Origin of the sequence: Polaribacter sp. (genome assembly GCF_051251875.1) — a bacterium.
In the GTDB taxonomy this organism is placed as follows: Bacteria; Bacteroidota; Bacteroidia; order Flavobacteriales; family Flavobacteriaceae; genus Polaribacter.
The window spans coordinates 92,460-106,522 of record NZ_JBPOGL010000007.1 but is presented as its reverse complement, the minus strand read 5'-3'; the positions used below and the strand labels follow the sequence as shown (position 1 = coordinate 106,522).

Annotated in this window: 7 protein-coding genes; 6 read left to right on the top strand and 1 reads right to left on the bottom strand. The window is 30.9% G+C overall.

From position 1 onward, the window contains the following. Positions 1–97 precede the first annotated feature (97 nt). From ACSHW5_RS05410 to ACSHW5_RS05385, 6 genes are all read left to right on the top strand, one after another. Positions 98–5,656, top strand: a complete 5,559-nt coding sequence (locus tag ACSHW5_RS05410) for an alpha-2-macroglobulin family protein (protein ID WP_435675087.1) — start codon at positions 98–100, stop codon at positions 5,654–5,656. A gap of 163 nt (positions 5,657–5,819) precedes the next feature. Further along, positions 5,820–8,168 (top strand): penicillin-binding protein 1C, encoded by a 2,349-nt coding sequence (gene pbpC / locus ACSHW5_RS05405; protein ID WP_435675086.1) that lies wholly within the window; start codon positions 5,820–5,822, stop codon positions 8,166–8,168. Between the two features lie 82 nt (positions 8,169–8,250). Continuing rightward, entirely contained in the window at positions 8,251–9,096 is an 846-nt protein-coding gene (locus ACSHW5_RS05400; RefSeq protein ID WP_435675085.1) for an MBL fold metallo-hydrolase, read from the top strand. 11 nt (positions 9,097–9,107) lie between these two features. After that, positions 9,108–10,802, top strand: coding sequence for a S8 family serine peptidase (locus ACSHW5_RS05395; protein ID WP_435675084.1), 1,695 nt, complete (start codon positions 9,108–9,110; stop codon positions 10,800–10,802). 57 nt (positions 10,803–10,859) lie between these two features. After that, on the top strand, positions 10,860–12,710 hold the full coding sequence (locus tag ACSHW5_RS05390; protein WP_435675083.1) for a M1 family metallopeptidase: 1,851 nt from the start codon (positions 10,860–10,862) through the stop codon (positions 12,708–12,710). After that, positions 12,710–13,297, top strand: coding sequence for a HupE/UreJ family protein (locus ACSHW5_RS05385; RefSeq protein WP_435675122.1), 588 nt, complete (start codon positions 12,710–12,712; stop codon positions 13,295–13,297). Before ACSHW5_RS05390 ends, ACSHW5_RS05385 begins: the two co-directional genes overlap by 1 nt. Before the next feature lie 27 nt (positions 13,298–13,324). On the opposite strand, the gene ACSHW5_RS05380 is transcribed toward ACSHW5_RS05385, so the two are convergent. Then, positions 13,325–13,990, bottom strand: coding sequence for a LysE family translocator (locus ACSHW5_RS05380; RefSeq protein WP_435675082.1), 666 nt, complete (start codon positions 13,988–13,990; stop codon positions 13,325–13,327). Positions 13,991–14,063: the final 73 nt, after the last annotated feature.

Genomic DNA, 14,063 nt, shown 5'->3' with positions numbered 1-14,063 from the left:
AATACAAATTCTATAGAATTTAATACGAATTCTAATTTTATGGATTTTGAAGCAGTTAAATTCTTACTTTTGAGTAGTCTTTATAAAAATCTCTGTCATGAAAATAAAAAACCTACTCAAAATTCTAACTATTTTTCTTTTAATTACTTCTTGTAGTGATGAAAAAAAAGAACCCAATAATCTTTTCAAATTTAAAGAATATATAAGTTATACAACTTCTGGTGTAGTTTCTGTGGCTAAAAATATAGAAGTAAATCTTGCTAAAGAAGTAGAAAATTGGGAACCAAACTTAGAAATTTCATCTAAAATTATTTCTATAACGCCACATGTAAATGGTGCTATAAAAACAGTAAATAAACATGCTTTTGTATTTTTTCCTGATGAAAACTTAGCGGCTAATACAGAATATACAGTTTCCGTAAATCTTAAAGAAATATATAAAAATACACCTCAAGATTTTAAAAATTATACTTTTCAGTTTAAGACAATTGCTCCAAATTTTACTATTCAAACTAATAATTTGCAATCGTATTCTAAGGAATGGCAGTATTTAGAAGGCCTTGTAAAATCTGCCGATGTAGTTTCTTTAGACAATGCTAAAAAATTAATAAAAGCATCGCAAAACGGAGTTGTTAAAAATATTGTTTGGAACGAATCTTTTAAAAATGGAAAAACATTTGAATTTAAAATTGATAGTATTCAACGTTTAGTCGAAGACAGTAAGTTAGCAGTAAGTTGGAACGGAAAAGCAATAAATGCGGATGCTAACGGAGAAAATGAACTGGTAATTCCTGGTAAAAACAATTTTAAGGTTGTAAAATTATCCGTTATAAATGGTACGGAACAATACATTTCAATCAACTTTTCTGATGCGCTTAAACAGCAACAAAATTTTGATGGTTTGGTCACTATTAAAGGAGTAAAAAACCCACAATTTATTCTGAATGGGAATGAATTAAAAGTGTATGCTGATACTAAAATTACAGGCAACACGGTTGTAAATGTATATCAAGGAATTAGAAACGAAGATAATTATAAATTAAAAACTAGTTTTTCTGAAACCATCACATTCGAACAAAAAAAACCAGAAATCCGCTTAATTAGTAACGGAACAATTTTACCCAATTCGCAAGATTTAAAATTTAATTTTGAAGCCATCAATGTAAAAGCAGTTGATGTTAGAATTATTAAAATTTTTGAGAATAATGTGTTGCAATTTTTACAAGAAAACAATCTGAATAGTGATAATGAATATGCTATAAAAAGAGTGGGTAGAAAAGTTGCGCAAAAAACCATCACCCTAATAAATAACACAGAAAATAACACCCAAGAATGGAAAAGTTATAGTGTAGATTTATCGCAAATGATGGAAACCGAGCCCGGTGCAATTTATAGAATTGAATTAGATTTCTCAAAAAATCAGGCCATTTATTCTTGTTCGGAAAATAGTAATTTAGCAGAAAATACAACCATTTCTGATGATGTGTTTGAACAAGATTCGGACGATTTAAATGAAATAGCAGACGAACAAGAAAGAGAAGAGTTGTATTGGGATAACAAATTGTATAGCTATAAAGATTACGATTATAGTTGGAGAGAAAGAAACAATCCATGTCATGATTCTTATTATAGAAACCAAGGTATTGCGCAGAATTTATTAGGTTCTAATTTGGGAATTATTGCTAAAAAAGGTACAAATAATACCTATTTCTTTGCGGTTACTAATATTTTAAATACTACGCCAACAGCCGGAGCAACAATTCAACTTTTTAATTTTCAACAACAAGAAATTTTATCAACAAAAACAGATGCAAGAGGTTTTGCAACTATAGAATCATCAAAAAACGCAGAGTTTGCCGTTGTTTCTAAGGGTGTAAACAAAGGGTATATTCGTTTGTTAGATGGTAATTCTTTGTCTTTAAGTAAGTTTGATGTTTCCGGAACTAAATTGCAGAAAGGAATTAAAGGGTATATTTATGGAGAACGTGGTGTTTGGCGCCCAGGAGATTCTTTGCATTTGTCTTTTGTATTAAATGATGCTGCAAATAAATTGCCCAAAAACCATCCGGTAAAAATGGAGGTTACAGATCCTAGTGGTAAATTGGTTTACAAAAAAGTGTCTTCAGAAAGTTTTAATAATTTTTACAATTTTACTGTTACCACGCCACAAGAGGCAAAAACAGGAAATTATACCGCAAAAGTTACAGTAGGAGGTGCCAAATTTTATCAAACCTTAAAAGTAGAAACGGTTAAACCAAATAGATTAAAAATAAAAGCCAGTTTTGATGATGAAATATTAGCAGCTAACAAACCTATAAACGGACTTTTAGACGTAAAATGGTTGCACGGAACTCCTGCTAAAAATTTAAAAGCAGAAATTAAAGCAAAAATTAGTACCACTAACTTTAGTTTTAAAAACTATAAAGATTATATTTTTTCAGATCCGTCAAGAAATTTTTCTTCCGAAGAATTAACCCTTTTCGAAGGAAAATTAGATGAAAACGGATTGGCAAAAATTAATTCTAAATTATCTGTAGGCAAAAATGCGCCAGGTATGTTAAACGTTCAGTTTTTAGTTAGAGCATTTGAAAACGGAGGCGATTTTTCTATGGATGCTTTTAGTAAAAAGTATGCTCCTTTTGTTTCGTTTTTGGGATTAAAATCTCCAAAAGGAAATAGATATGATTCTTTTTATACAGATGAAAATCAAACTTTTTCTGTAGTGTCTGTTGATGATAAAGGAAACCCAATTAAAAGAAATAACATTACGGTAGAGGTCTATAAAATTGAATGGCGTTGGTGGTGGAGTTCTTCTTATGATAATCTGTCTAAATATACTTCAAGCAAATATCATAAGAAATACAAAACACTTAAATTTAATACAGATACTACTGGAAAAGCAAACTTTAGTTTAAAGATTCCTGAGCAAGATAGAGGGAGATTTTTAATCAGAGTAATAGATCCAATAAGTGGTCATGCCACTGGTAGAACGGCTTATTTTTATAAAAATTGGTGGCAAAATGCTTCTTCTGGTAGTAAAGAAGCCGCTAAAATGTTGGTTTTTTCTGCGGATAAAGAAAAATATAATGTTGGCGAAACAGCAAAAATTACTTTTCCATCGGGTACAGAAGGAAACGCCTTAATAAGTATAGAAAATGGCACAGAAGTTTTAGAAACAAAATGGGTGAAAACTGAAAAAGGAACTACTTCTGTAGAGATTCCAATCAACAAAAACATGGCGCCAAATGTGTTTGTAAATATCTCATTATTGCAACCACATCAGGTTTCAGAAAATGATTTACCATTAAGATTGTATGGTACAATTCCTATGTTAATAGAAGATGCAGAAACTGTTTTACAACCGGAAATTATAATGCCAGAAGAGCTTCAGCCAGAAAAAGAGTTTACAGTAAAAGTATCTGAAAAGAACAAAAAAGCCATGACCTATACCTTGGCAGTTGTAGAAGAAGGTTTGTTAGATTTAACGCGATTTAAAACTCCAAATGCTTTTGATGTTTTCTACGCTAGAGAAGCTTTGGGTGTAAAAACTTGGGATATTTTTGATGACGTAATTGGCGCGTACTCTGGTAGTATAGATCAGGTTTTTGCCATTGGTGGTGATGAAAATTTAGCAAAGGGGAAAAATAAAAAAGCAAATAGGTTTAAACCCGTTGTAAAGGTTTTAGGACCGTTTTATTTAGAAAAAGGTGCGTCTAAAAACCATAAAATTACATTGCCTAATTATATTGGCTCGGTAAGAACTATGGTTGTTGCTGGAGATATTGAAAAAGAGGCGTACGGAAATGCAGAAAAAACTACGCCTGTTAAAAAACCATTAATGGTGTTGGCAACGTTACCAAGAAAATTATCTCCTAAAGAAAAAGTGACACTTCCTGTTACTATTTTTGCGATGGATAAAAAAGTAAAAAATGTAACGGTAACGGTAAAAACAACCGATGGAATTCTAGTAGTTGGAAATAAAACGCAATCGCTAAATTTTGACAAACCTGATGAGAAAATGTTATATTTTGAATTGGATGTTTTAAAAGCAAATGGAATAAATACCGTAGAAATTATTGCTGCAGGTGGCGGAGAAAAATCTACTTATAAAGTAGAGTTGGATGTGATAAATCCGAATGTAATCACCTCTAAAATAATTGATAAAACTATTGAAGCAAATGAAACGCAAACCATTAATTTTGAATCTTTTGGTGTTGCAGGTTCTAATAAGGCAACTATAGAATTGTCTACCATTCCGGCAATTAATTTTACAGGAAGATTAGAATATTTAATTCAATATCCGCATGGGTGTTTAGAGCAAACAACATCAAGTATTTTTCCACAATTATTTTTGAATGATATTTTTGACTTATCATCAGAGAAAAAGCAACAAGTTCAAGAAAATATAGAAAAAGGCATTCAGAGATTAAGTAATTTTCAACAAGCAAACGGTGGTATGAGTTACTGGATTGGTGAGAATTACGCCAATGATTGGGGAACAAGTTATGCAGGTCATTTTTTATTAGAAGCAGCTAAAAAAGGATTTGTGTTGCCGTTAACGTTTAAAAGTAATTTTATCCGTTATCAGAAAAATGCCGCAAGAGATTGGCGTCCCAATGCTAGAAATTATCGAACAGATTTAGCGCAAGCGTATAGATTGTATACCTTGGCTTTAGCAGGAAGTCCAGACTTGGGAGCTATGAATCGTTTAAGAGAATTTAAACAAATTTCTAATGAAGCAAAATGGCGTTTGGCAGCTGCGTATGCAATGGTTGGCCAAAATGAAGCTAGTGAAGAAATTATGGGTACAGCAACTATAAATTTCCAAAGTTCTAAGTACAACTATTACACCTATGGTTCTGTAGATAGAAATAGAGCAATGGCATTAGAAACCATGTTAATTACCAATCATAAAGATATAAGGGACGTTGCAAAATCTATTGCAAAAGAACTTTCTAGTACTCGTTGGATGAGTACACAAAGTACCGCGTATAGTTTGTTGGCAATTGGTAAAATGGTTGCTAAAAACGGTGGCAAGGCAATTAACATTACTTACACGTCAAATGGAAAATCTGAAACTATAAAAACCAACAGTACCATTGCGCAAAGAAATTTGAATGTTAAAAATGGTGAGAATTCTATCAGTATTAAAAATGAAGAAAACAATGTAGTTTTTGCAAGAATTATAAATTCTGGAAAATTGCCTTTGGGTGATGAAACTAGTGAAAGTAGAGGTTTTAGCGCATCAGTAAGTTATAAAGACTTAAAAGGGAAAGCTATTAATGTAAATGAGTTAATGCAAGGACAAGATTTTGTTGCTGAGATTACGGTAAGCAACCCTAAAAATGAAACTGTAAAAGATGTTGCGTTAACACAAGTTTTTCCTTCTGGATGGGAAATTGTAAATACACGTTTTACAGATTTTGGCACAACTACAAAAAGTGAAGCGCGTTATACAGATATTAGAGATGATAGAGTTAATTTCTATTTTGATTTGAATCAGCAATCTAAAAAATCGGAAACAAAAACTTTTTCAGTTTTATTAAATGCTTCGTATTTAGGCAACTATTATTTACCAGGAATTCAGGTAGAAGCTATGTATGATAACGATTATTTGGTAAGAACTAAAGGCCGTTGGATTCAAGTTGTAAAGTAAAAGAGCATTTTTTGTGTAAAGCGAAGTACTATCTTCATAAAAAAGAGAACTTCTAAGAGTTGAAAAATGCTGCAAGGCCACCAAGACCTTGTAGGTATCTATCTAAAAAAAACAATAAATACCTACAAGGTTTTAAAAATCTTGGGGGATAAAACAATCTAAATTGAAAATTACAAATTACATAAAACGCAACAAAAAGAAAACAATATTTGTTGTTATTCTGTTGATTTTTTACGCTTTTTGTTTACCAACTAAATTGTTTACCAAACCTACTTCTACCGTAATTACAAGTAATAATGATGAGTTATTAGGAGCTTTAATTGCCCAAGATGGTCAATGGCGTTTTCCACAAAACGATGCTGTTCCGCAAAAATTTAAAACGTGTTTAGTGCAGTTTGAAGATGAATATTTTTACCAACATCCTGGGTTTAATCCTGTTTCAATTTTTAAAGCTTTAAAGCAAAATTTGCAAGATGGAAAAGTAAAAAGAGGCGGAAGTACTATCTCTCAACAAGTAATAAGATTAAGTAGAGATGACAGACCAAGAACCTATTTTGAAAAAATTAAAGAGTTGGTTTTAGCAACACGTTTGGAACTTAGAGTATCCAAAGAAAAAATTATTTCTTTTTGGAGTTCTAATGCTCCTTTTGGTGGAAATGTTGTGGGTTTAGATGCGGCTTCTTGGCGTTATTTTAATAGAAAAGCTTCCGATTTATCTTGGGCAGAATCAGCAACTTTAGCGGTGTTGCCCAATGCGCCAAACTTAATTTATCCAGGGAAAAATCAACATAAATTATTGGTAAAAAGAAACCGATTGTTAAAAAAGTTACTCACTAAAAAAGTGATAGATACGCTTACTTATGAATTATCAATTTTAGAAAGTTTACCCCAAAAACCATATCCTTTACCACAAATTACTCCTCATTTACTGCAAAAAATTAACCATACTAAAAACGGAAAGTTTGTAAAAACAACCATTGATAAAAAGTTGCAAAAACAAGTAAATGAAATTGTTAAAAATAATTATAATATACTGAAAAACAATGGTGTATTTAACATTTCTGTTTTGGTTTTAGATGTAAAAACGAGACGTGTTTTAACCTATGTTGGCAATTCTCCAACAGATAAAAAACATCAGAAAGATGTAGATGTAATAAACAAACCCAGAAGTACAGGTAGTATTTTAAAACCTTTTTTATATGCTGCCATGTTAGATAGTGGAGATTTACTTCCCAATACGTTAGTTGCAGATGTTCCTACAAATTATGGTTCTTATCAACCTACAAATTTCGATAAAAAGTATTCGGGTGCAATACCTGCAAAATTAGCGTTATCAAGGTCTTTAAATGTGCCAACAGTAAGAATGTTACAGTCATTTGGCTTAGAAAAATTTTATGATTATTTACAGAAGTTGAAGTTAAAAGACATTACTAAAAGTGCAAATTATTATGGTTTAACCTTGGCTTTAGGAGGTGCAGAAAGCAACCTCTGGGATTTGTGCAAAAGTTACGCAGCCATGGCAGGAACTTTAAATCATTATACAGAAAATTCGAGTAGATATTTTGAAAATGAATTTTGTGAACCTATTTTTTATGCCGATAAAAAAATTGATTTCGGAAAAAAAACTCCTCATAAAATTATTTTTGATGCTGCTTCCATTTATTTAACATTTCAGAGTTTAAAAGAAGTAAACAGACCCAATGCAGAAGAAAATTGGGAGTTTTTTGATTCATCAAAGCAAATTGCTTGGAAAACAGGAACAAGCTTTGGGTTTAGAGATGCTTGGGCAATTGGTACTACCAAAGATTTTGTGGTTGGTGTTTGGGTTGGTAATGCAGATGGTGAAGGTAGAGCAGGTTTAGTAGGTGTGCAAACTGCGGGGCCTATTCTTTTTGATGTTTTTGATAAGTTGCCGAATGCAACATGGTTCGAAAAACCTTTTGATGAAATGCAAGAGGTAGAAATTTGTACTAAAAGTGGTTATAGAGCAAGTCTTATTTGTGAAGAAAAAAAGTTGGAGTTTATTCAATTAAGTGGTTTAAAAACAGCTCCTTGCCCGTTTCATATTTTAGTGCATGTAGATAAAAATGAACAATATCAAGTAAATACTTCTTGTGAGAATTTAGATGCCATAAAACAGAAATCATGGTTTGTGTTACCGCCACTTCAATCTTATTATTATCAAGAAAAAAATCCATTTTATAAGCCTTTACCATTGTATAGAAATGGTTGTTTGGGTGACGTACAAAACAGTATGAAATTTATGTATCCAACAGAAAAAAGTACTATTTTTTTACCCAAAGACTTTGATGGAAATAAGAATGAACTCGTTCTTAAAGTTGCTCATTCTAATAAAGAAGCGACACTTTTTTGGTACATAAACAACACATTTATGGCATCAACAAAAGAAATTCATCATTTTGCAATGAAATCGAAAGTTGGGAATTTTACAATTTCTGTAACGGATAATTTTGGAAATGAAATACATGAACAAGTAACTATTAAAGAGTAAGAATTTTGCTAGAAATCTTTAGATTTTTATTAACAAAAAATCATATTTTTTTCGTCACCTTTGTAGTCTAAAGTTTCGTAAAATGAAGATTTATCCAATAGAAACAGGTAATTTTAAGCTTGATGGTGGCGCAATGTTTGGTGTTGTTCCAAAATCTATTTGGCAAAAAACCAATCCGGCAGATGATAATAATTTAATTGATATGACTATGCGTTGCCTACTTATTGAAGACGGCAATCGGTTAATACTTGTAGATACGGGTCTTGGAAATAAACAATCGGATAAATTTTTTGGTTACTATTTTTTGTTTGGTGATTTCTCGTTAGATGCTTCTTTGGCAAAATACGGATTTCATAGAGATGATATAACCGATGTGTTTTTAACACATTTACATTTTGATCATTGTGGTGGTGCCATTGAATTTAATTCGGATAAAACATTGTTGCAACCTGCTTTTAAAAATGCAAAATTTTGGTCTAATGACAATCATTGGAAATGGGCAACAAAACCAAATCCAAGAGAAAAAGCATCATTTTTAAAAGAGAATATTAATCCTATTCAAGAAAGTGGTCAACTAAATTTTATACACAGTAACGCCAAAGACCAAATTGGTTTTGATGTTTTATTTATGAATGGCCACACAGAAAAACAGATGTTACCAAAAATAGAATACCAAGGGAAAACTATAATTTTTATGGCAGATTTATTGCCAACTATTGGGCATATTCCGCTTCCGTACGTTATGGGCTATGACACTAGACCTTTGTTAACGATAAAAGAAAAAGCCGCTTTTTTAAATGAAGCAGCAAACTACAATTACTATCTTTTTTTAGAACATGATGCATACAATGAAATTTGTACAGTAAAGCATACAGAAAAAGGAGTTCGATTAAAAGAAACACACAAATTTACAGATATTTTTAATTAAGAGAAAAGATTATGAAGGTATTAAAATCTATATTTTTTACTGCCACTGCATGTTTAGTTTTTACTAGTTGTGCAACATCTTTAGCGACTATTCCGGTGCCAAAAGGAGTGGAAACTGTGGTAAATGTTACGGCTAAAAAAGGAAGTTTATCTGAAGATGAAATGAATAGATGGAGTCATGCAGATTTGGAAAAAGATTCAATTCCTGGCATGAGCATAGACAAAGCATATCAATTTTTAGAAGGAAAAAAAGGGGTAGAAGTTGTAGTTGCCATTGCAGATTCTGGAATTGATGTTGAGCATGAAGATTTAAAGGATGTTGTTTGGACAAACCCAAAGGAAATTGTAGGAAATAATATTGATGATGATCAAAATGGTTATGTAGATGATATACATGGTTGGAATTTTTTAGGAAACAAAGAAGGTAAAATTATTCATGCAGATCAATTAGAGATTACCAGAATTGTAAAAAAAGGAATGCATAAGTTTGGAGATAAAAAAGCTTCTGAAATTTCTAAATCTGATAAAAATGAATTTCAAGAATACCTAGAATTAAAAGAAAAATTTGATAAAGTAGCTAATAAAAAAGCTACGGAATTAGAAAATTTAAAGAAAACAAAAGAAAGAATTGAGCAAATAGAAGGAAATTTTGTTGCTGTTAAAAATTTAATTGGTGATAAAACTATTTCAATAGAAAACTTAAAAAATATTAAACCTACTGGCATACAAAGTGCATCTCAAATTTCAGATGTTATTAATTTACTGAAAAATGGAATCACAGAGGAGGGTTTAGAAGATTATAAAAAAGGTTTTTTAGAGTATAAGTCTGGTATTGAAAGTGAAAAAGGTTACGATTTAGATTTTAATGCTCGTCAAACTTTAGGGGATAATATGAATGATATTAATGATAAATTTTATGGAAACAATAATGTCATTGGATCTAAAGAATTAGAAATTCATGGTACACATGTGGCAGGTATTGTAGCCGCTTCTAGAAATAATAATAAAGGTGTAAATGGTGTGGCTGATCATGTAAAAATTATGGCCGTAAGAGTTGTGCCAGATGGTGATGAGCACGATAAAGATGTAGCTTTAGGAATACGATATGCAGTTGATAATGGTGCAAAAATTATAAACACTAGTTTCGGAAAATCATATTCGCCAAACAAAAAATGGGTACATGATGCTATAAAATATGCTGCAAAAAAGGATGTTTTAATTGTAAATGCTGCTGGAAATTCTCATAAAAATATTGATATTGATATCTCATACCCAAATGATACTGCTGGTTTAGAAAATGAAATTTCTGATAATTTCTTAACCATAGGAGCAATTAATGTAAATTACGATGAAAATTTACTTGCTAGTTTTACAAATTATGGTAAAAAAAATGTAGATGTTTTTGCACCTGGTGTAAATATTTATGCAACTTTTCCATCAGATAATTACAAAGCAATTAGTGGTACTTCTATGGCGTCTCCTGGTGTTGCAGGGGTTGCAGCGTTGGTGCGTTCTTATTATCCGCAGTTATCTGCTAGCCAAGTTAAGCACATTATTATGAACTCTGGTACAAAAGTAAATCTAGAAGTATTAAAACCAGGGTCTAAAGATGAAAAAATACCCTTCGGAGATTTATCTGTTTCTGGAAGAATTGTAAATGCTTACAGTGCATTAAAAATGGCAGATAGTCTTGTAAATCAAAAATAATTAATCAATTAATTGATGTTTTTTCATCATGCTTTTATCAACATTAAACCAACTAAAATGAGAAAAAAATTTCTTTTACTACTTACAATAGCATTTCTTTTTTCCTGTGCCCAAACAAAAAATGTTACTTTAAAAGAGTTGTTTTTTTCAAAGAATAACGTGTATTGGCAACAGCATGTTTCCTATAAAATGGATATTGATGTAGATGTAAATAAATATCAATACAAAGGAAAACAAACTTTAGTATATACTAATAATTCGCCAGACGATTTAGAGAAAGTGTTTTATCACTTATATTTTAATGCTTTTCAACCAGGTTCCCAAATGGATGTTAGGTCTTTAAATATTAAAGATCCAGACAAAAGAGTTGGTGATAGAATTAGTAAATTACAGCCAAATGAAATAGGATTTATTAAAGTAAATTCTTTATTGCAAAATGGCGCGGCTGTTTCTTTTGATACGGTAGGTACAATATTAGAAGTACAATTAAATAAGCCTATTAAATCTGGTGAAAGCGTTACTTTAGAAATGACTTTTGATGCACAAGTACCTGTTCAAATACGTAGATCTGGTAGAAATAGTAAAGAAGGAGTTGCCTTGTCTATGTCTCAATGGTATCCTAAGTTAGCAGAATATGATTTTCAAGGTTGGCACACACCACCATATATTGCAAGAGAATTTCAGGGAGTTTGGGGAGATTTTGATGTAACCATTCATATTGATAAAAAATATACTGTTGGTGGTACGGGATATTTACAAAATCCACAAGAAATTGGTCATGGATATGAAGATGAAACTAAAAAGTTAAATTTGCCAAAAGGCGATAAATTATCTTGGAATTTTAAAGCGCCAAATGTGCATGATTTTACATGGGCAGCAGACCCAGAATACATTCACGATGTTTTAATAATGGAAAATGGAATTGATTTACATTTTTTATACAAGAAAGATCTTGAGGATACCTATTTAAAAAATTGGAAAAATTTTCAGCCTAAAGTTGCTGAATTGATGACTTATTTTAGTCAAAATGTAGGTCAATATCCATATAAGCAGTATTCAGTTATACAAGGTGGAGACGGAGGAATGGAATATGCAATGTCTACATTAATTACAGGTAAACGTAAATATGGTAGTCTTGTTGGCGTAACCGCTCATGAATTGGCGCATACTTGGTTTCAGTTTTTATTGGCTTCAAATGAGAGTTTACATCCTTGGATGGATGAAGGTTTTACATCTTATATTTCTAACAAAGCAGAAAATGAAATTTTGCAGGAAAATAAAGAAAATCCGCATTCTGGTGCTTATAAGGCCTATAAAACTATTGTTGCAAAGGGGTCTGAAGAAACGCTTACTACGCACGCAGATAGATACCATACAAATTGGGCTTATGGTACCGCTAGTTATTCTAAAGGTAATATATTTTTAAGTCAATTAGAATATGTAATTGGTTCAGAAAACGTTGCAAAAGGGCTGCAAAAATACTTTACAGATTTTAGTTTTAAGCATCCAACACCAAATGATATTACTAGAACTATGGAAAAAATTTCTAGTATTCATTTAGGTTGGTATTTAAACGAATGGACAGAAACCACCCATACAATAGATTATGGAATAAAATCTGTTGAAGGACAAAAAATTACATTAGAAAGAATTGGTCAAATGCCAATGCCAATAGACGTTACAGTACAATATGTTGATGGAAGTGTACAGAACTTTAATATTCCGTTAGAAATTATGAGGGGAAGTAAACCAACAACAGCAACAGTCTTAACAGATTGGGGTTGGGCAAACCCAACATATTCTTTTAAAGTTGCTAAAGAAGTTAAATCTGTTACCATTGATAAAAGTGGTTTAATGGCAGATATTAATAAAGATAACAATATTTTTGGGGAGAAAAAAAAACTTTAATACTCAATTTTAGTTCTTTTCTTAACTACTTTAAAATAGGGGTAAGGCATGTTTTAAGGTTTTCTTATTTAAATTATATCTTATTTCTTATATTATCAGTAATTGTATTTAATTTTAAACAATGGAAAAAGCTACTTTGGTTGGTTATTTCAATAGTTTTAAGTTATTTTATAGCTATTATTTTAGCTGTTTATGGCAATGTTGTGCCACAACTACCTATTATTAAATTTTTAATTCTATTAACTATTTTTTCTTTGGCGATTAAAAATATTTGGGGAAGTTTTCATTCTTTTAAAAATACAGAGAAATATATTTTTTTGCATGCAGTTTTATTTGCTTTTTTTAACGGGTTAGGTTCTTCAAGTGTGTTGTTATTAAATTTAGAAAGTAATGAAAGTGAGTTTTTTCCTATTATTGAAGTCGTTTTAGGAACCGGAGCATCTGTATTTCTTATGGTTTTAGGGTTGATAACTGTATTCACTTTTTTAAGACTAATTCCTAAGGTTAGTAAGATAAATAGCACCATAATTTGCTCGCTTATTATTATTGGAATAATTTTACCAAAAATAATAGGTCAAATTTTTTAATATGTAGCGTTCTAAAAGTTCAGACTTTTAATTAATTAACCCCTCAATTTCCTCATTAGGAATAAAGCCTTTTAGCATTAAAATTACGCCACAAACTATTAGAATAATTCCCATAAATCTTTTTAATCTGTAAATTACTCGTGGGGTCATTTTACTTTTTAACTGTTTTGCTAATAAAATTTTACCTAAATCTGTAACAGCATATCCTAAAATTATAGTGGCAAAATACCAAAAAATTGCAGATTGATTCATCTTTAAAGTAGGGCCAATAACTAAAACGGTACCCAACCAAAAAGCCAAAACACCCACATTTATAAAGTTTAGGAAATAACCTTTAAAAAAAAGTTTTATATAATTATTTTTAATTGGCACTTCCATTATTTGAGCAGATTCTAGAGCTTCTTTTTTGTTTTGTTTGTTTAAATACGTAATTAATCCATAAATAATAAGAACCAAGCCACCAATAAAAAATAACCTTGGGTCGTCTTTAATTTTTTCTAAGAAAGATCTACTGCCGTAATATGCTATTAGAATAAAGGAAACATCACCTAAAAGAACACCAATATCAAAGGCTATTGCGGCTCTAGCGCCTTTTAAAATACTGGTTTGTATCAACATAAAAAAAACAGGTCCTATCATAAAAGCCATGAAAAATCCTATTAAAAAAGCGTTTTTAAAGTCGTAAATATCCATTTTTTAAAAATACTATTTTTTAATTGAAGGGTAAAAAGAAAGGATGGAAAAACCATCCTTTACTATTAAAATT

Coding starts and splice junctions, on each gene's coding strand:
- ACSHW5_RS05390 (WP_435675083.1), top strand. CDS start 10,860: ATGAGAAAAAAATTTCTTTTACTACTTACAATAGCATTTCTTTTTTCC.
- ACSHW5_RS05380 (WP_435675082.1), bottom strand. CDS start 13,990: ATGGATATTTACGACTTTAAAAACGCTTTTTTAATAGGATTTTTCATG.
- ACSHW5_RS05395 (WP_435675084.1), top strand. CDS start 9,108: ATGAAGGTATTAAAATCTATATTTTTTACTGCCACTGCATGTTTAGTT.
- ACSHW5_RS05400 (WP_435675085.1), top strand. CDS start 8,251: ATGAAGATTTATCCAATAGAAACAGGTAATTTTAAGCTTGATGGTGGC.
- ACSHW5_RS05410 (WP_435675087.1), top strand. CDS start 98: ATGAAAATAAAAAACCTACTCAAAATTCTAACTATTTTTCTTTTAATT.